Below are 21,252 nucleotides of genomic sequence, written 5' to 3'. Positions count from 1 at the left end.
CACAATCTAAACTAATCCCGATGAATCAAACACCCGTAAAAGCGATTCTATTATTAATCGTATTCACGCTGTCCTGTCATACTCGGCTTTTCTCACAGAGAGATTTTGAGCGACATGAGTTCTCGTTTCATGCCGGCTACGGTGTGATGTTTCATAATCCTCCCACACTAACGCTAAGTACTCACAGCTACCAACGTACACTTGCACAAGGCGTAAGCTGGGATGGACAATACCACTTCCGTCCTCTCAAACGCTTTGTCTTCGGAGGAATCTACACCGGATTTTCTTCCAAAGGAAGCCATCTTGAAGGAAAAGACCATTTATGGATTCATTTCATCGGTACGCAAATCGGAATGTGTAATGCCAATACCAAACATTGGCAAATCCGGGTGACGACCGGCCCCGGCGGAGTCATTCTACGGAACAACAGCGAGGTATTCGGCAACACACGAAAAGTGAGAGCCTTCACTATCGGTCTCCTCACTAATGCAAATCTTACCTATAAGCTGAATCCCAACTTGGGAGTCAGTTTAGGAGTACAATATATGTATAGCGAACTACTTAGAATGAGGACTTACTATCACGAAGAAAAGGTTACTGTAAAACTCAATTCAAATGATGATGTCAACCTCACGCGACTAAACATCACTACGGGATTATCCTATTATTTCTAACATCCACTAAAAAAGCACTATGAAGAAATATATACTCATTCTCTTTTCCATCATCAGCTTTTGGAGCTGTAAAGAAACGGAAAACGAATCGATCGACATCACCGTTTTGCCTTCTGCCACCACTACAGGAGCCAACACATTTGGTTGCCTGATGGACGGCTGGGTTTATGTGGGAGGGCGATACCTGAATTGGGGACACTCGTATGTATGGACGTATGATTCATTCTACTATTACACAGAAGAAGATAAACTCTCCGTTAATGTTTCAGTAAAGCCCGGTATCAATCTATCTTTCACTATTTTATCGCCCCAAGAAGGCAAAGAATCAACGATTACCGATATAGAGTTCGGAAGAGAAGAGCTGGAAGACGGAACAGCTTTCATAAGCCGTTTCGACACAGAAATGAAAATCATCAGTGTCACATTCGGTAACGGCAAACGGCTGACTAACGGACGTTTTGATATTCATTATACAGAACACGACAGTAGCAAGTATCCCCAATAAATGCAACCCAAACACTATAGTGTAAAAATGTTCGACAAAAAACAACTTTCATATAGTAGACGGTTCTGGGTGTAACGGATGTTATGAACAAAAACTAATTGCCGAATGAATGGGTACGATGGATAAATTGAAAAAACTATTCAGGTTTACTTTCTTCTCCGGCTTTATTAGAAGGATTATTGCTTTTTTGGTACTCCTTGGGAGTGGTCGATTCATTTCCATCCCGAACTGCCATATAGTGCGGTGACATGATTTCAATGCCGGCCTCATTAAATTTATCCTGAATGTTCTGATGCAAATCCGAATAAATCTGTGCCATCTTATCTGCCTGTTTGATATAAGCATTAATTTGATAGACCGGATACCAATCGCTCAACGAAGTTTCCAACACAAACGGACGCGGATCGTCCACCACACCGGGAGTGTTCAACGCAGCATCAATCAATATCTGATTAACCTGCCGCCAGGGAACATCATAACCGATAGATACTTCCGAGTGAATAATCAATCCATATTCACGGGCTGAAGTACTGTAGTTTACTGTATGAGACGACATGATAAATGAATTGGGAACAGTCACAACCTCATTTTTAGGAGTCCGGATACGGGTGACAAGAGGAGTTTTTTCGATGATATCACCTGTGGTATCATTCAATTTGATCCGGTCGCCCATCTTGAACGGACGCATATAAGTAATCACCAGTCCGGCAATAATATTACCGATAACCGTACTTGATCCGAGCGAAACGATCAATCCGACAAATACCGAAATACCTTGGAACACTCCGGAATCGGAACCTGGGAGATAAGGATAAATCATCGCAATCATAAATGCATAGAGCAGGAAACGAGCGATATGGAAAGTCGGCATCGCCCAGTCCGGGTAGAAGCCGTTGATTTTGAGCCGTCCTGCTTCCACCTCACGTGCCAGATACAAGACGAGACGTACCAAGTATTTCACGGCATACCAGATAACGATGATAGTAAACAATTTGGGCACATAGTCGATAATACCCACAAAGATACCGCGAATCGGATTCCATATATATCCCAACAGTTGATATGCCAACCCTTCTGTCTGCGGGAAGATGATAAAAATCAATGGTACGGTAAACAGTAGTTGCAATCCCATCAGTATATACCGCCCGATACTGGACAGGAATACTAACAGGTTTGCCTGTTTCTGCGCATCCAGCAATTCATATCCCTGGATAGATACCGGTTTTATCTTCGTGTCTTTCAGACGCAAAATACGCGCTTTCAGTTTACGGAACAACCAGTTGGTCAAGCGGAACAGAAAATACTGTCCTACAATTACCAACACAAAATAGAGCACACGCTTTGCCATTCGCCAAAGTCCGTGCTCCGCTTTCATCTCATGCAGTTTGGCGACAACGTTCTGCTGTCTTTCTTTAGCCAGCGAATCACGAGAGACTCCTTCCCACAAGGCGTCCTGATCGGTAAGAGAAAGCAGTACTTTGCTGCCGTACATCAAATCGGAAACAATGTCCGAATGGTCAATAGCAACAGAATCGGGTTTCAGATTAAAACGTCTTCCTATTTCTTCGATCGCTGCACCGGTCATCTGTGCACGTTGCTGGGGAGTATATCCGCCACGTTTGGTGAAAAGGTAAAATAAGGTATCACCGTCCGCCACTACCGGCATGCCCTTAGTGAACTGCCGCAGGGAGTCGATACGCTGTCGCTGCTGTGCATATTTTACGGAGTCGGCGGTAGCCATCTGGAGCTTCATCTGCTCCATTTCCATCCGCATATTCGCCTCGTTGAGCCGGGCTTCTTCCAATGATTTCCGCATATTCACCAGATGGATAGAATCCGAATCCCGCTTCAAAGGAACATGTCCGCCCGTTATTGTATCTCCGGCAAATATCTTCTTAACCGCCTGTTCCAACTGTGCTTGCGCCCCGATTGCCAGGAAAGAAAAGAACAACACCAGTAACGACCGTTTTATTTTATTTATTTCCATACCTTATATTCCTTGATTATAATTAAGGTTAATCTAACTTTTCATAAAAAACAGAGCAAACATACAGATTGTTTTTGACATTACCATTTCCAAATTGATTATCTTTGCCACTAAAAGAGAAAAAGCATGAATATATTATTACTTATCGGGGGATTAATCCTCATTCTTCTAGGAGCTAACGGATTAACAGACGGTGCCGCCTCGGTAGCCAAGCGTTTCCGCATCCCTCCCATCGTGATCGGACTTACCATCGTTGCATTCGGTACTTCTGCCCCGGAACTGACGGTCAGTGTATCTTCTGCTCTCAAAGGAAGCGCGGATATTGCCATAGGCAACGTGGTGGGAAGTAACATTTTCAATACATTGATGATTGTAGGCTGCACGGCATTATTCGCCCCGATTGTCATCACCCGCAATACACTTAGAAAAGAGATTCCGCTCTGCATACTTTCTTCTATTGTCTTGCTGATTTGTGCCAATGATGTATTTTTGGATAAAGCTCCGGAGAATATCCTGAACAGAGTAGACGGCTTGTTGTTGCTTTGCTTCTTTGTCATTTTCATGGGCTACACTTTTGCCATCGCTTCCAAGCCGGTTACAATGGAACAACAAGCAGAACATCCGGTCATAGAAGAGGAAACAGAAATCAAATCACTGCCTTGGTGGCAATCCATTCTTTATATCATCGGAGGCTTGGCCGCCCTTATTTATGGAGGGCAGTTGTTTGTCGACGGTGCCACGGGCATCGCCCGCAACCTGGGTGTCAGCGAATCGATTATCGGACTGACACTGGTTGCAGGAGGGACTTCTCTTCCGGAACTGGCTACGTCTATCGTTGCCGCATTAAAGAAAAATCCGGAAATTGCCATTGGAAATGTGATTGGTAGTAACCTCTTCAATATATTCTTTGTACTGGGATGCAGCGCGAGCATCACTCCTCTCCATCTTAGTGGAATCACCAATTTCGACCTGTTTACATTAGTAGGTTCCGGTATTCTGCTTTGGTTATTCGGACTGTTTTTTGCCAAGAGAACAATTACAAGAATCGAAGGAGCGATTATGATACTTTGTTATGTGGCGTACACGGTAGTATTAATTTATAATACCTAAATAATATAACAAAACACCTGATATTCAGCTTCATTCCAAGTAAAATTTCCTTCTTCAAACATAGAAACTGGTACAATACGAATGTTTAATGATTTCTTCCCCTTAGTATACCTGACTGGAATTTCAAAATCATCTTCCAGCCAACGTTTATAAGGGTTACTATCAGCTACATACCATAAACGTTCTGTAACTTCTTCGCCATCAACAAAAACACGGGCTGCTTGTCGAGCATCGTTTTGATCGCTCAACCTACGCAAACGCACTCCTTCATTTTGAGAAGATATGTTCACTCTAAAATTACTAAAATTTTCAAACCGGACAATTTCTCCTACATATAAAATACTATCCTCATTTCCTTCAAAGAAACTTTCCAATTTTGTTCTTCGTACATTACCCATAGCTTTATAAGAGTGTTGCTTAATGGAATGCGAAGAACTTAAATCCAAGCTATCAGTCTTCACCAGTACATTTTTATCTTGACCATAATAAAATATAGTACCCGAATGTTCCAAATACTGATTATTATATTCTCCCGACTCTATACCAAACTTCAACTCTGAATAGAAAGGATAACTGTCGCCTATACAAAAACGAGTCATTGACCATGGGTTATCCGAAAGACCGTCATACCCTCCCATTGGATGCACTTCGGGCGGAGTCGGAAATCCCCAGCCATAACAAACATAACTTTCAGAACCGTCGCTCTCAACTTGTGGAGTCCGTTTGCCATCAATATATATACGAACATCCCCTTCACAAGAAATAATATGTGAGCGTTCGGCGTGACATGTAATATGGGCAGCAACCATCTTCCCTCTTCCTTGAATAGCAGCTATCGGACTATCTGTTCCTGCCACATATTTTCTCGTATAATATGGTGTATTACGAAAATACCCGGTATTAAATGTAGGATAAACCGACCGGGAAACTGCTATTTCAGAAAATCCCAAAGAAACAGGAACACCACTACGATTTTCAATTATTATCTTCGCATGCTTCCAATATGGCATTGGAAAATAATTATAAAACCAACCGTATGTGTTATATCCTGACAGCAGATAGTTGGTATCGTGAAAGCCCAAAGAATTACCTCCCAAACACGCCAAAGGACAAGAAATATCGGGTTGTTGATGAGCATCCCAAAACATATGAATCCATACATTCTGCAAGTGCTGCTCATTAATCTCCGGAAGATAAAATTTTAAAGAACCAATAGCTCCCTCTCCTTTTTCATCCAATAAAGTAATGGACTCGCCAGCATTGATCTTTTGTTCCGACTTACGATGATATGCCAATTGATCTTTACACAAAAGATTGCTTCCTTGTTTCTTCCATAATTGTATCAAAGTATCATAATTCTCCTTCCCGGTAAAGGTCTTGATACCATTGTCCGCATAAGTGTGGTATACAACATGTCCCCAACCTCCTTCACCTTTGGTTCTTTCATAACCTTCCAGTTTCACATCGGTAGTTACACGGCATCCCTTGTTAAACGACATTGGAACAAAACCCCGTGCAACACGTATGGGCCCTCTTCCGTTATCAAACGGACCAATATAACTTTCAGCCAAAGGTTTTATAAAAGGTTCTTTTTCTCCGAATTCAGATAAACGCAAGCTAAAACGAGGTGTTTCTTCTCCATCAAAATAAAAACGGAAGAGCGGATCACTTGAACTCATATAGCGATGTTGTACAAGGTTATAAATGCATCCCGGACCATCAACATCAAATATTACCCACTCTCCACGTTGGTCCTGATAAAGACTCCAATCCCAGTCGGCATTCTTTCCTCTTTTATCAATGCTGCCTTCATAATGGACCGAAATTCCACGATCTAACAAGGGCAAAGATGCAATATCAACCATTCGTGATATACCATAAGATATACTATCGGTTTGCCAACCCAACCGTGATACAGAGACTATCGGACCAATTGCCGACAATGACACAACCCCGAAAACTACCAAACAAACTAAAAAAATACTTTTTTTCATAAGGTGATAAATATAAAATAAAACATTAATCTATCTATAAAATTTAATTCATAAAAGTACGGCAACTTATATAAGCATACAACCACTTTATTATCAAATCAATATACTATTTCGACCTTCAAACCATCTGTTATCATATTTATTTCCCGGCTTAATCCCTTTTTGTATATATAATAAGGTAATATACTCTTGTTTGAAATAAATAGTAAGAAAAGTATCAGTATATGATAACAAAGCACTTTTTTACATATTTTTTTTGTGCTTACTTTGCAACGTCCATCTTATATGTTATACCTAATTTATTATGAAAATGAAGAAAGTCATTTTGTTTATCACCTTATTCTCCATGATATCATTATTCAGTTACAGTAAAAATCCTGTAAAACAATGGGGACAACTACAAGTGAAAGGCAATCAATTATGCGATCAAACCGGAGACCCTATTGTTTTAAGAGGGGTTAGTTATGGCTGGCACAATCTATGGCCTAGATTTTACAATAAACAATCTGTAAAATGGTTGAAAAAAGATTGGAAATGCACCGTTTTACGTGCAGCAATGGGGACAGTTATTGAAGACAATTACATTGAAAATCCCGAATTTGCATTAAAATGCATGAATAAAGTGATTAAAGCAGCGATAAAAAATGACCTCTATATAATAATCGACTGGCATACTTATTATCCGCAAAAAGAAGAAGCGAAAGCATTTTTCTCGATGATGGCACAGAAATACGGAAAATATCCTCATATTATTTATGAAATATATAACGAACCCATGGAAGACAGTTGGGAAAGCGTGAAAGAATATGCAACTGATATTATCTCTGAAATACGCAAATATGATCCTGATAATATTATTCTTGTAGGCAGTCCACACTGGGATCAAGATTTACACCTGGTAGCAGAAAGTCCTTTAAAAGGATTCAATAATATAATGTATACCCTCCATTTCTATGCCGCCACTCATAAACAAGAGTTACGGGATAGAGCTGAAGCGGCATGGGAAAAAGGAATTCCCATTTTTGTTTCAGAATGTGCAGGAATGGAGTGTACTGGCGATGGGCCATTAGATATACCGGAATGGACCCGTTGGGTAGAATGGATGGAAAGTAAAAAGATCAGCTGGGTTAACTGGTCCATTTCAGACAAGAACGAAACTTGCTCTATGATTCTCCCGCGAGCAAGCAAAAACGGAGGATGGGATGAGTCTTTAATAAAACCAGCAGGACGCCAAAGTCGTAAGTTTATCCGACAATACAACTCACATATTTATAAAAATAAAGAATGATAAAATAATATCAGTTTTAGGTAAATAACGTCAATTATTTACTTTCCTTATTTACTAGCTTTGCATCAACAATAAACCTACGAAATTTTATAATAAAGTTAATTTTAAATTTGAGAAAAATGAAAAAGAATCTCTTTTCTTTTCCCCGCTCAAAAGTGCGGATGTTAAAAGGATCAAAAGGAGTCTGGCTCTTCTTGATTATGTTCTGGATGATAAATACAGCTGCCTCAGCAGCAGGTATTGAGATTAAAGGTACTGTAACAGACAGCAAAGGTGAACCTCTTCCGGGAGTTAATATTGTTGAGTTAGGAGTTAAAAAGAATAATGGTACCATCACTGATTTAAATGGTAAATATACTATAACAGTAGAAAGCCAAAAATCTGTTCTTCAGTACACTTTTATCGGTTATAAAACAACAGAAGTCACTGTAGGAAACCGTAAAACAATCAATGTTTCACTCAAAGATGATACTCAATCTCTGGATGAAGTAGTAGTTATCGGCTATGGTACAATGAGGAAAAAAGATTTATCCGGAGCTGTTTCTTCTATTAAAAGTGATGACTTGATGCTTGGTAATCCTACCAGTATTTCCCAAGCTTTACAAGGCAAATTAGCCGGTGTACAAGTAAACCAGAGTGACGGTGCTCCCGGTTCAGGCGTAAGTATCACCATCCGTGGTGCCAACTCATTTTCTACAAATTCACAACCACTTTACATTGTCGACGGCATTCCGTTTGAAGTAGGAGACACTCCAAGTAGTAAAGCAAATGAAGGCAATAACTCAACAACCAATCCTCTTTCATTAATCAATCCTAATGACATCGAATCAATCGATATTTTGAAGGATGCTTCTGCAACAGCCATTTACGGTTCTCGCGGAGCTAATGGTGTCGTATTAATTACCACTAAAAGAGGTCGTGCCGGAGATGCCAAAGTTGAGTTCTCGGCCAACTTCGGACTTTCCAAAATAGCCAAAATGGTCAAAATGCTGGATGCTTACACTTATGCTAATTATGTAAATGAAGGTGTAATCAACGGAGCTGCTTATGACAATCTTCCCTATTCATACCTGCCTTATCGTGGAAAATGGAACTACCGTCGCGACGAAAACGATAAAATCGTTCCTAACTCCGGTAAATACTATGCTTCACCAGAAGATTATCTCAATCCGGGTTATCGTGAAGACGAATATGGCAATAAAGAATGGGTAGAAGGCACCAACTGGATGGACGAGATCTTACAAGATGCATTAACACAGGAATACAATCTTAGTGTATCAGGAGGAAATGAAAAGAGCAACTATGCATTTTCAGGCAACTATACAGACCAGAGTGGTATCATCAAGAATTCAGGTTATGAACGTTTTGCTGTTCGTGCCAACATTGGAAGCCATGTGAAACCCTGGTTAAATACGGGACTAAATATCAACTTTACCCGTTCGTTAACTAAGTTTGCCAAGTCAAATTCCTATGATTATAGTATCATCCGCTCTGCTATGCTTTATTTACCAACATTATATGTAGGGGACAAGACAGAAGATGATTCTTATGCATGGTTATCAGCCAATCCACGTACATACGTTAATACAGCTAAAGATGAACTGAAATCAATTAATGTATTTACTTCTGCATTTGCCGAAATTACAATCCTTGATTGTTTGAAATTCCGTCAGAATCTAGGTATCAGTTATTCAGTAAACGATCGTGCAAGTTACTACAATCGTGAAACAGGAGAAGGTAAAGCTTCCAACGGACGAGCTGGTAAAAGCGACAATTTCTGGCAGAACTTAACAGCAGAATCATTGGTTACTTTCGATAAGACATTCAACAAACTACATCATCTCAATGTAGTAGCCGGTTTCACTTACGAAAAATCAGACTGGGGTGGCAAAACAATGAATGCGTCCAACTTCCCGACTGACATCACACAGGACTTCGATATGAGCCAGGCGTTAAATATTGAGACACCAGCCAGCTATCGAGGACAAGCAGTTCTAGTCTCCTTATTAGGACGCGCCAACTATACACTCAAGGATCGCTATATTTTCACAGCATCGTTCCGTCGTGATGGTTCAAGCCGTTTCGCTCCCGGAAATAAATTCGCGAACTTCGCTTCAGGAGCAGTAGCATGGACTATATCTGAAGAAGAATTCATCAAAAACCTAAATATATTCAGTAACTTAAAGTTGCGATTCAGCTACGGTCAAACCGGTAATCAAGCGATCAGCAGTTACCAGACCATCGCTTCACTTGCACCATCCAATTACCCTCTCGACGGAACATTGAGCAGTGGATTTGCAGGACAAACTTACAAAGGTCCTTTGAATGACAAACTCAAATGGGAAACAACCGACCAATATAATGTCGGACTCGACATGGGATTCTGGAATAACAGGATTAGTTTATCCGCTAACTATTATTATAAAAAAACTAATGACCTGCTACAAAATGTATCTATACCGAATAGTACCGGTTATACTACCATGTGGACGAATTTCGGTCATGTAAAAAACAAAGGACTTGAGCTAACCGGTAAAATCATTGCATTAGATAAAAAAGACTGGACCTTAGACTTCGACGGTAACATCTCTTTTAATAAAAATGAAATCGGAGGTTTAACGGCCGATCAATATGCTAACCAATTATGGTATAGTGCCAAAGAAGTCTTTCTGCAAAGAAATGGATTACCTATCGGAACACTCTTCGGCTATATAGAAGACGGCTTCTATGATAATATAGCAGAAGTCCGTGCAGATCCAATATATGCCAAAGCATCTGATGATGAGGCTCGCAGAATGATCGGTGAAATCAAATACCTGGACAAAAACAATGACGGAAAAATAACGTCAGAAGACCGAGCTATCATCGGTGATACTAATCCAGACTTTATTTACGGGCTGAACGCCAATTTACGATGGAAAAATCTGACTCTGGGATTGTTCTTCCAAGGTACTCATGGTAATGATATTTTTAATGGTAACTTGACAAATATCGGAATGAGCAGTATTGCAAACATCACTCAAGATGCTTATGATTCCCGCTGGACACCAGAGAATGCAGCTAACGCCAAATGGCCTCGCGTCACTACTGCAATGACCCGTGACATGAAACTCTCCGACCGTTATGTAGAAGATGGTTCTTACTTCAGACTAAAAACGATCAACTTAAACTACAATTTCGGTTCAGTCATAAAAGGAATTAGCAACTTGTCTGTTTTCGGTACAGTAACAAACGTATTCACGATTACAGGTTATAGTTGGTTTGATCCGGATGTAAACGCCTTTGGTTCTGACGCTTCCAGAAGAGGAGTTGATATTTTCTCATATCCAAGCAGCAGAACATATTCAATAGGTTTTAAATTAACGTTATAATCTCAAGAAATAATGAAAAAGAAAAATATATTCATATATCTGATGGCATCCAGCCTCCTATTATCCGGAGCAGTAATGACATCATGCGAAAGTATGATCGAAGAAAAGCCTTTCGACTTCATTGTCCCTGAAGATGTTGAGGATTCTGATAACGGTGCCGACATGTGGGTAACAGGAGTATATAACACATTACACGAAGCCATGTTCAGATACGGTAGTTTCCCACGTCCGCTGGATTATGACTGTGACTATATTTCCGGTGCAGTATGGCAGTTCAGCCAATTTGGAAGTGGTAACTTCCAGGGAGGTGACGGACAAGCCGATGTACTTTGGACCGGAATGTACTCTTTGATTAACCGGGCAAATATAGCGGTTTCTGAAATCAACAAGATGCAAAATGTATCGGAAGAATTTAAAAAGAATGCATTAGGAGAATGCTATTTTCTTAAAGCATGGGCATATTTCTATCTGGTACGTGCTTATGGAGCTATCCCTATTTATTCCGTCAGTGTAAACGAATCCGGGCAATATACTAATAATCCGCGCATTCCAATTGCACAAGTATACACGGAAACAATCATACCTTTGCTTAAAGACGCCAAAGATATGATTTATAAAAATTCGGACAATGGATTTAAACCCGGAAGAGTCTGTGCTGCAACTGCGGCAGGTTTGTTAGCCAAAGTATATGCGACTATCGGCTCTGCGTCCATGGCTACCGGAGAACAAATAACAGTAAAAACCGGCGCACCGTTTGTCATGCAGAATGTAAACGGCACTATGACCAAAGTATATACAGAACCTGTTCCGACAACATTCTCCAAGGATCAAGTTGCCGGTTACGAAAGCTTTTCCTCTCAAGAATATTATAGACTGGCCTACGAAATTGCAGGAGATATAATAGGAGGAGAATATGGAATACACAAACTTGAGGACTATGATTTGGTTTGGTCTCCTTCCGGCAAGACTTGTAGCGAACATTTATTCAGCTTACAAACTAAGTCCGGTGATGAATTATACGGTACATTATTCAGCTCGCACTACTGTGGCAGACTCAATGCAGCAGGAAATATAGACAATAGCTTAACGGTAGGATGTAGAAAACACTGGTATCTATTATTTGAAGAAAAAGACTACCGCGTGGACAAGGGAGTGTTGCATTGTTGGATACGTCAGAACTCTGATACAAGTTGGGGGGGTGGTTCATACTATCCGAACTTTGGGAAATGGCAACGTATGGTTGAAGCCAAAGAACCTCCGTTCGATAATCCTAAAGTAACCTCCGGATGGAGATGTGATGAAGGAGGATCAGAACAGTTCTTCGCTTTCACGACCAAATATTCACAACAAATAGCCGATCAGACTCAACCTCGAACAGATGCCAATTACCCATTTTTACGTTATGCTGATGTTGTTCTAATTTTTGCAGAAGCAGCTAATGAATTAAATGGTCCGACAAAAGAATCGGTAGACGCTTTAAATGATGTCCGCACCCGTAGTAACGCAACAGGTAAAGAACTGGCAAACTTTACAGATAAAACCAGCCTGCGTTCTGCAATCCTTGAAGAACGTGCAATGGAATTAGCCTTGGAAGGCGATCGTCGTTGGGATTTAATACGTTGGGGAATTTATTTGCAGGCAATGAATGCTCTAGGCGGAATGGATGAAGCCAATAACGTAAAACAACGTTCCAGTAAACATCTGCTATTCCCGATTCCGACTCTTGAAATCCTGACGAACCAAGGAATTAATGAGAATAATCCTGGCTGGGATTAATCACTTATAACCATGTAATAAAACAGATTATGAAGAAAATAAAATATTTTGCAATAATCGCAGCATCCATATTTGCTTTAACATCCTGTACGGATATTGTTGAAGTCGACGATCTGAAAGCCAAAGAAAACAAACCGTCAACAGGTGCTCCGACTGTAGACAAAGTTGTTTTGGCAACAGATGCTGAATTTCCCATTGAGGGAGCGAATTTCGAACAAGTAGTACGAATTGAGGGAACAAATCTCGGAGACATCACCTCTCTAAAATTCAATGATATCGAAGTGGACAGCAAGGAGGTATATTCGACCTACGATATGCTTCTCGCACCTATTCCCCGTGCACTTCCTAAAGAAGTGACCAACACGATTTATATTACAACCAAACACGGAGAACTAAGTATTCCTTTTGTTGTTTCCATCCCTGATTTAACAATCAATGGACTCAAGAATGAATTTACCCAACCAGGAGATACGACAGTTATTACAGGTGACAACTTTGACCTTTACGGTATTACAATCGAAGAAGCAATTGTTAATCTAGGTAATTTACCGGTAAATGTAATCGATGCCACTCGTACAGAACTAACAATAGAAATCCCGGCAAATGCCACTCCGAAATCTACCCTTACTATAAAAGGAGCCAATATGGATGAAGCATACAAGCTCACATACATGGATCCGGGAGTATCTCAACTTTTTGATTTCAATAATTGGCCGGGAAGCGGTGCTTTTACACATTCCAGCCAATTCCCTGATGCCCCGAAAAATTTCTTATGTGACGGCACATTAGAAGGACAACCGGAACCATTAGTAGAAGGAGGAAAATATATTCGATTCAATAATTCCGTGAAAGCTTGGGGATGGATGGTTATGTGGGCCGGATATATTACTGTACCAGCAGAAGTAGCCGCAGATCTTTCATCATACGATTTAAGATTTGAAATCTGTACTGGAGCTAAATTCCCGATATCAGCCCAAGCGCGTATCATCTTAGGAGATTATGGATGGTATCCTTCCAAAGGAGGAATTCCGGTCAATACTTATGGCGGATGGCAAACAGTACGGATCAGTGCTGACACAGAATCATTGTTGCCCAGTTCCATCGATCCCAGTACCAACACAGCTTTCAAAATCATATTCTCTCCTGAATCTGCACAGGATTTTGATTTAAGTATGTGTAATTTCAGATTTGTTCATAAGTAAAAATAAAAAAGGGAACGCTTTAATATGGGCGTTCCCTCATAATCAAAAAGATTCGATTTATGCTAAAAGACTTATTTTCATTAGTAACGATTGTAGCACTTCTATTTTCATCTTGTTCCAAATCAGACGAAGAAGAAAATAGTGATGAGCCTCAACCAAACAAACAGCTTATTTTGGAGTTAACCTGTCAGGAGCTGAATTTGGGAATGTGTATCCGGGGGTGGATGGTACCCACTATGGTTATCCCACAGAAAAAGATTTGGATTACTTTAAAGCCAAAGGCCTTTATCTGGTACGTTTTCCTTTTCGTTGGGAACGTATACAACCCACAATGAATGGGGAATTAAATGCAACAGAGCTGGCAAAAATGAAGAAATTCGTCAAAGCCGCTGAAGATAGAAACATACAGATACTTCTGGATATGCATAACTTTGGAAGATATTGTGTATATTGCGACGGTCAAAGTTCACAAAATAATCAATATGCAATCATTGGTAATGCACGATGCACTGTTGACAATTTCTGTGACGTATGGAAGAAACTGGCAAAAGAGTTTAAAGACTATAAAAATATCTGGGGTTACGACATCATGAATGAGCCCTACGAAATGCTGGCGTCGACACCATGGGTTAACATAGCCCAAGCCTGCATTAATGCCATCCGCACTATAGATACTAAAACGACCATCATAGTTAGCGGAGACGAATTCAGCTCTGCCAGACGATGGAAAGAATGCAGTGACAATCTGAAAACTCTTACAGATCCAAGTAATAACCTGATATTCCAGGCACATATATATTTCGATTCGGATTCTTCCGGAAACTATAATAAAGGATATGATGAAGATGGTGCAACCGTTCAAACAGGGGTGGCTCGTTTGAAACCTTTTGTTGACTGGCTGAAAGAAAATAATAAACGTGGATTCGTTGGTGAATATGGTATACCTGATACTGACGGCCGTTGGATGGATATTCTTGATGCAGCACTTAAATATCTACAAGAAAATGGAATAAACGGAACTTACTGGTCTGCCGGTCCACGATGGGGTGATTATCCCTTATCTGTCCAACCGACCAATAATTACACACAGGATCGTCCGCAATTAAGCACGCTCCTGAAATATAAAAGTACACAACAATAATCAGAATAAATACTGTCCATGAGAACTCGAATCATCACTATTATCACTTTACTGCTATCCACTCCAATGGTTATTGCACAAAAATCAATGGATGAGATAGACAGAGAAAGCTTTGCAGCAAAGCTATCTCCAATGGAAGTAAAAGGTATACAGATGACTGAAACAGGAAATATTCCTCTTGTCAGAGATACTCCTGCAAACATCTTTTTGGACGGAACCTGGCAACTGGCAGAAGGAGGAACTGAAAAAGAACGTTTACACACTATCTGGACAGATCAAATACCTGCCCATGTGCCTGGTAGTATTCACACCGCATTAGTAGAAAATGGAATCATACCCGATCCATACATCGGACAGAATGACTCTATTGCAGAAAAACAATCTTACAAGACATGGTGGATGAAGCGGGAGTTCGAACTAGACTCCCCCTCATCTCACTGTATATTATCTTTTGGCGGAATTGCTAACAAATGTACAATATGGCTCAATGGAAAACTTTTAGGAACACACGAAGGTATGTTCGGAGGGCCCGATTTTTCAATAGGTAACTATTTAAAGAATAAAAACACTCTCATAGTAAAACTAGAAGCCATCCCTCAAATGTTTCTGGGCAACTGGCCTCCCAACGCAAATGAAAGTTGGAAATATACAGTTGTATTCAATTGCGTTTATGGATGGCATTATGCACAAATCCCATCATTAGGAATCTGGCGTAGTGTTCAATTAAAAGAACAAGCCGCAGTAGAAATAGAATCACCCTTCATCGCTACTCGTTCGCTCGATGGTCAAATGCGCTTAACTCTTGATCTGCATAAAAAATCATCTCCATTAAAAGGAGTATTATATGCAGAAGTATCTCCCAAGAACTTCAAAGGAATAACACAATATTATCGTTTCGACATAAATAGTCAGAAAAAACAGGAAACTTTATCTTTAGACTTTCAAATCAAAGATCCGCATCTTTGGTGGCCCAATGACAGAGGAGAACAATCACTATACGACCTCAACCTATTCTTCGTTCCACAAAAAGGGAAGACAGCCCATATAAAAACGTCGTTCGGTATACGGACTATTGAGATGAGACCATTAATTGATGGTGCTAAAGAAGATTATTATAACTGGACATTCGTCATCAATGGCAAGCCGATGTTCATAAAAGGAACAGGCTGGTGCACTATGGATGCATTAATGGACTTCTCAAGAAATAAATACGAGCATTTGCTCCAGATAGCCCAAAGCCAGCACATACAAATGTTAAGAGCCTGGGGAGGAGGAATGCCCGAAACCGATGATTTTTACGAATTATGCGATAAATATGGTATTTTAGTCATGCAAGAATGGCCAACGGCCTGGAATAGCCATAACACGCAACCGTACACTATCCTGCAAGAAACAGTGGAAAGAAATACCAAACGATTAAGAAATCACCCTTCTCTTATTATGTGGGGAGCAGGGAATGAATCAGATAAACCATTCGGACCTGCAATTGACATGATGGGACGACTTAGTATAGAACTTGACGGAACACGTCCCTTCCATCGTGGGGAAGCCTGGGGAGGCAGCCTGCACAATTACAACTGCTGGTGGGACGATGCTCATCTTAATCACAATTTGAATATGACCGCTCCTTTTTGGGGAGAATTTGGGATAGCATCATTGCCTCACATCGAGACAGTGCGTAGATATTTGGACGAGGAAAAAGAAGTGTGGCCTCCCCAAAGGAGCGGTAATTTCACGCACCACACTCCTATCTTCGGAACGATGAGAGAAATAGAGAAACTTACTCAATATTCCGGTTATTTTATGCCGAAGGACTCGCTGGCTTCTTTCATACTCGGGTCACAGTTAGCACAAGTAGTAGGAGTACGCCATACATTAGAACGGGCACGCACATTATGGCCTCATACTACCGGAGCACTTTATTATAAGATGAACGATAACTATCCTGGTGTATCATGGTCATGTGTAGACTATTATGGTATCATAAAACCCGTTCACTATTTTGTGCAAAAGTCTTTTGCCCCGTTAGCAGCAGTCATGCTATTTGACCGCAGCAACCTTGCCAGTCAAGAAGTCAGTCTTCCTGTCTATCTACTTGATGACTGCCAAACATTAGAGAAAGAACCTTATCAAGTCAAAGTGTCTATATACAATGCATTACTAGATACTGTTGCCACCCATACTTTCAACGGTATCGGCGATGATAATGTCGTCAAAAAACTAGGAGAAATAAATCTGAATAGAGAACAAACCAAATCGACCATGCTATTCTTTGTTCTGGACATAATCAAAGATAACAAAAACATATATCGGAATTATTACTTTACCAATTACGAAGTACGTCCGGGCTCCATCGTATCAATGCCCCAAACAGAAATTAAAATGGAACGCACAGGTAATATGGTGACTTTAACAAATACAGGAAAGCACCCTGCTATCGGAGTACACGTAGAAGTACCAGAAAAAATGGACCAACTTATCGTTTCGGAGAACTATATATGGCTTAACCCACAGGAATCAAAAATATTAAAAATAAATTTGGAATCTCCAGTTATTGTAAAAGGCTGGAATCTTCAATCACCCTATTAAACAGAACATTATGAAAAAAGTTTTTATTTCGGCTTTTCTACTACTTAGCCTTCTTACTCTAAATGGATGTAAAAGTAATCAACCTCCGGTAAAAGAGACAGGTGAACCTTACGGAGTAAACTTGGCATGCGCGGACTTCGGTTCATCTTTCCCCGGTGAGTATAATAAAGACTATACCTACCCGACAGATCAAGACCTCGAATATTGGCAAAAGAAAGGGCTGAAACTTATCCGGTTACCATTCAAATGGGAACGGCTACAACTTGACTTAAAAGGACCGCTAAACCAGCATGACCTCAATAAAATGAAAGAATTGGTCAGAGCAGCAGAGAAACGCGACATGGTGGTTATTCTTGACTTACATAATTACTGTCGCCGCTTCATGAACAACGAACATACCCTCATTGGAAACAACGGATTAACAATCGAAGACCTGGCTTCTTTCTGGCAAGCTATCGCTAAAGAATTCTCCACTTTTAAAAACATATATGGTTACGGGCTAATGAACGAACCACATGATCTGGCCCCGGAAACCAAGTGGTTCGACATGGCACAAGCGTCCATCAATGCCATACGAGAAGTCGACACAAATACGCTTATTATGGTAGGCGGCAACGACTGGTCATCAGCAGAGCGTTGGATCGAGCAGAGTGATACACTCAAATTCTTAAAAGACCCGGCTAATAACCTTGCTTTTGAAGCTCATGTATATTTTGACAAGGATGCATCCGGTACGTACAAATATTCATACGAAGAGGAAGAATGTTATCCGGAGAAAGGAATCGACCGGGTAAAACCATTTGTAGAATGGATTAAACAGAATAAATTCCATGGTTTTATCGGAGAATATGGAATCCCCGACAATGATCCCCGTTGGAATGAAACCCTCGACTTATTCTTGGGATATTTACAAGAAAATGGAATCAATGGTACATATTGGGCTGCGGGTCCGTGGTGGGATACCTATTTCATGGCAATCACCCCCAAAGACGGAAAAGACAGACCGCAAATGCCTATCATTGAGAAATATACAAGTACCTTAAAAAAATAGAATTATGTTCAAACGATTCTCCATCTGCTATATTTTATTCATGTTTTGTATAACTGGAACTTCCGCCCAAGAAGACCGGTGGACAGGAAACGCCACGAATCTATCCAAAGGAAACTTAAGAGTAAATTCTTCAGGACGTTACCTAGAATACAGTGACGGAACTCCTTTTCTCTACATGGGAGATACAGCATGGGAACTCATCAGCCGCTTAAATGACAAAGAGACTGAACTATATTTGGAGAATCGCAGAGAAAAAGGATTTACCGTCATACAAACGGTAATCCTGGATGAATTAGATGATATGGATGTTTCATCTAACGGAGAACCTAAGTTAATTGACGGCAATATTGACAAGCCCGCTCCCGGCTATTTCACTCATGTAGACAAAGTTATTTCTCTGGCAGCAGCCAAAGGTTTATACATAGCTCTATTACCAACCTGGGGAGATAAGGTAGACAAACAATGGGGAAAAGGACCGGAGATTTTTACACCGGAAAATGCATATAGATACGGCAAATGGTTAGGAGAACGTTATATGAACGCACCCAATCTGATATGGATAATAGGAGGTGATCGAAGTGGAGACGGAAAAAACTTTGCCATTTGGAATGCATTAGCAACCGGTATTAAAAGTGTAGACAAAAACCATTTGATGACCTATCATCCTCATGGAGAGCACTCATCCTCGTTCTGGTTTCACAATGCTTCGTGGCTGGATTTTAATATGTGTCAATCCGGACACGCACAACAAGATTTCGCAATCTATCAACGTCTGCTTTTGCCCGATTTAAAAAAGGAACCACACAAGCCATGCATGGACGGAGAACCCCGATATGAAAATATTCCGATCAATTTCAAAAAAGAAAATGGAAGATTTGGAGATGATGATATCCGCCATACACTTTACCAAAGTATGTTCAGCGGAGCTTGTGGATATACATACGGCTGTAATGATATATGGCAGATGTTTGATACCGGACGTGAGCCTAAATGTGACGCCGACACTCCATGGTACCAATCAATGGATAAACAAGGAGCATGGGACTTAATTCACTTTCGCAGATTATGGGAAAAATTTGACTTTACTCAAGGAAAAAACCAACAAACCATCTTTGGCAATATACCTTTAGAAAATAAAAACTATCCCGTAGCATTCGGCAACAAAGACTACTTATTAGTATATTTTCCACAAGGTGGAGAGAGAACGATTTATTTGCCTTCAATGAAGGCATCCAAACGGTCTTTAAAGTGGATGAATCCTCGCAATGGAAGAATCACATTCCATCAAAATACAACAGCAGATACCATTCCCGTATCCTCTCCCACAAAGGGAAAAGGAAATGACTGGGTTTTAATTATAGAATAATTAACCGAGAAAAATAACTATAGAATATGAAAAGTAATAGATTAGAAGAGCTAACACAAAATTATGAAGCTCTTATCAACCGAAAAAATGAGATATGTAACAATAGCAACGGTATATATAAACGTTACTACCACCCTGTATTAACAGCAGAACATGCACCACTCATCTGGAAGTATGATTTTGATGAAAAACAAAACCCATTCATGGAAGAAAGAATTGGTATCAACGCTGTAATGAATACGGGAGCCATCAAGATCAATCATAAATACTATCTTGTGGCGCGTGTGGAAGGAGCAGACCGAAAATCATTCTTTGCAGTAGCAGAAAGTAATAGTCCCGTAGACGGATTTCGTTTTTGGGATTATCCGATAGAAATGCCGGAGACAGACATTCCTGATACCAATATGTACGATATGCGCCTGACCGCACATGAAGATGGATGGATTTATGGCATTTTTTGTGCGGAACGCAAAGATACAAACGCTCCAGCCGGTGATTTATCTTCCGCAGTAGCCGTTGCAGGTATTGCACGAACAAAAGACCTAAAAACATGGCAACGCTTGCCGGATCTGAAATCTCCGAGCCAGCAACGTAACGTAGTGCTTCATCCGGAATTTGTGAATGGGAAGTATGCCCTGTATACCCGCCCTCAAGATGGTTTTATTGACGCCGGCAATGGAGGAGGTATCGGATGGGCACTCATAGATGACATCTGTCATGCCGAAATAAAAGAGGAAAAAATCATCAATAAACGGTTTTATCATACGATCAAGGAGGTAAAAAATGGAGAAGGGCCACACCCCATTAAAACTCCACAAGGATGGTTACATTTAGCACATGGTGTAAGAGGATGCGCAGCCGGATTACGCTATGTATTATACTTATACATGACTTCTTTAGAAGATCCGACAGAAATTATAGCTGAACCTGCAGGTTATTTCATGGCCCCTATAGGAGAAGAAAGAATCGGTGATGTATCGAATGTATTATTCTCAAACGGATGGATTGAAGATGATAACGGAAAAATTTATATCTATTATGCGTCTTCGGACACCCGTCTTCATGTAGCCGAATCAACAGTAAGCCAGCTTGTAGATTATTGTCTGCACACACCAACCGACGGTTTCCGTTCTATAGAATCTGTGAAGCGGATCATTACTATGGTAAACCACAATAAACAATACCTGAAACAATAAAT

14 protein-coding genes are annotated in these 21,252 nt (G+C 40.4%); 12 read left to right on the top strand and 2 right to left on the bottom strand.

Translation table 11 applies throughout. The features are described from left to right. Nucleotides 1-20: 20 nt before the first annotated feature. Both LPH68_RS12115 and LPH68_RS12110 read left to right on the top strand, forming a co-directional pair. Nucleotides 21-674 carry a hypothetical protein gene (locus tag LPH68_RS12115; protein ID WP_055234436.1) on the top strand — a complete coding sequence of 218 codons (654 nt, stop codon included), beginning with the start codon at nucleotides 21-23 and terminating at the stop codon, nucleotides 672-674. 19 nt (nucleotides 675-693) lie between these two features. Continuing rightward, nucleotides 694-1,179, top strand: a complete 486-nt coding sequence (locus tag LPH68_RS12110) for a hypothetical protein (protein ID WP_055234439.1) — start codon at nucleotides 694-696, stop codon at nucleotides 1,177-1,179. A gap of 136 nt (nucleotides 1,180-1,315) precedes the next feature. Here the strand turns inward: LPH68_RS12110 and LPH68_RS12105 are convergent, their stop codons facing one another. Then, nucleotides 1,316-3,166, bottom strand: a complete 1,851-nt coding sequence (locus LPH68_RS12105) for a mechanosensitive ion channel family protein (RefSeq protein WP_151922847.1) — start codon at nucleotides 3,164-3,166, stop codon at nucleotides 1,316-1,318. Between the two features lie 126 nt (nucleotides 3,167-3,292). On the opposite strand from LPH68_RS12105, the gene LPH68_RS12100 reads away from it, so the two are divergent. Then, nucleotides 3,293-4,276 carry a calcium/sodium antiporter gene (locus LPH68_RS12100; protein WP_008646632.1) on the top strand — a complete coding sequence of 328 codons (984 nt, stop codon included), beginning with the start codon at nucleotides 3,293-3,295 and terminating at the stop codon, nucleotides 4,274-4,276. On the opposite strand, the gene LPH68_RS12095 is transcribed toward LPH68_RS12100, so the two are convergent. Then, nucleotides 4,273-6,270 (bottom strand): DUF2961 domain-containing protein, encoded by a 1,998-nt coding sequence (locus LPH68_RS12095; protein ID WP_151922846.1) that lies wholly within the window; start codon nucleotides 6,268-6,270, stop codon nucleotides 4,273-4,275. The genes LPH68_RS12100 and LPH68_RS12095 overlap by 4 nt on opposite strands. A gap of 310 nt (nucleotides 6,271-6,580) precedes the next feature. Here LPH68_RS12095 and LPH68_RS12090 point away from each other — a divergent pair, with 310 nt between their 5' ends. The 9 genes from LPH68_RS12090 (at nucleotide 6,581) to LPH68_RS12050 (ending at nucleotide 21,250) form a co-directional block, all read left to right on the top strand. Continuing rightward, nucleotides 6,581-7,558 (top strand): glycoside hydrolase family 5 protein, encoded by a 978-nt coding sequence (locus tag LPH68_RS12090; protein WP_004302609.1) that lies wholly within the window; start codon nucleotides 6,581-6,583, stop codon nucleotides 7,556-7,558. A gap of 119 nt (nucleotides 7,559-7,677) precedes the next feature. Beyond that, entirely contained in the window at nucleotides 7,678-10,929 is a 3,252-nt protein-coding gene (locus tag LPH68_RS12085; RefSeq protein ID WP_004302610.1) for a TonB-dependent receptor, read from the top strand. 12 nt (nucleotides 10,930-10,941) lie between these two features. Next, entirely contained in the window at nucleotides 10,942-12,705 is a 1,764-nt protein-coding gene (locus LPH68_RS12080) for a RagB/SusD family nutrient uptake outer membrane protein (RefSeq protein ID WP_151922845.1), read from the top strand. Nucleotides 12,706-12,734: 29 nt separating this feature from the next. Beyond that, nucleotides 12,735-13,907 carry a glycan-binding surface protein gene (locus tag LPH68_RS12075; protein ID WP_004298397.1) on the top strand — a complete coding sequence of 391 codons (1,173 nt, stop codon included), beginning with the start codon at nucleotides 12,735-12,737 and terminating at the stop codon, nucleotides 13,905-13,907. A 259-nt stretch (nucleotides 13,908-14,166) separates the two neighbouring features. After that, on the top strand, nucleotides 14,167-15,048 hold the full coding sequence (locus LPH68_RS12070; RefSeq protein ID WP_230296943.1) for a glycoside hydrolase family 5 protein: 882 nt from the start codon (nucleotides 14,167-14,169) through the stop codon (nucleotides 15,046-15,048). Between the two features lie 18 nt (nucleotides 15,049-15,066). Continuing rightward, nucleotides 15,067-17,637 (top strand): glycoside hydrolase family 2 TIM barrel-domain containing protein, encoded by a 2,571-nt coding sequence (locus LPH68_RS12065; RefSeq protein WP_052587922.1) that lies wholly within the window; start codon nucleotides 15,067-15,069, stop codon nucleotides 17,635-17,637. Nucleotides 17,638-17,647: 10 nt separating this feature from the next. Beyond that, nucleotides 17,648-18,688: a glycoside hydrolase family 5 protein gene (locus LPH68_RS12060; RefSeq protein ID WP_004322990.1), complete on the top strand. Its 1,041-nt coding sequence runs from the start codon at nucleotides 17,648-17,650 to the stop codon at nucleotides 18,686-18,688. 4 nt (nucleotides 18,689-18,692) lie between these two features. Further along, nucleotides 18,693-20,054, top strand: coding sequence for a DUF4038 domain-containing protein (locus LPH68_RS12055; protein ID WP_004317077.1), 1,362 nt, complete (start codon nucleotides 18,693-18,695; stop codon nucleotides 20,052-20,054). Nucleotides 20,055-20,080: 26 nt separating this feature from the next. After that, on the top strand, nucleotides 20,081-21,250 hold the full coding sequence (locus tag LPH68_RS12050) for a glycosidase (protein WP_004298408.1): 1,170 nt from the start codon (nucleotides 20,081-20,083) through the stop codon (nucleotides 21,248-21,250). The last annotated feature ends 2 nt before the right edge of the window (nucleotides 21,251-21,252 follow it).

Origin of the sequence: Bacteroides sp. 1_1_30 (genome assembly GCF_020982715.1) — a bacterium.
In the GTDB taxonomy this organism is placed as follows: Bacteria; Bacteroidota; Bacteroidia; order Bacteroidales; family Bacteroidaceae; genus Bacteroides; species Bacteroides xylanisolvens.
The sequence above is the reverse complement of the archived record's forward strand: the minus strand, read 5'-3'. Positions and strand labels throughout refer to the sequence as shown.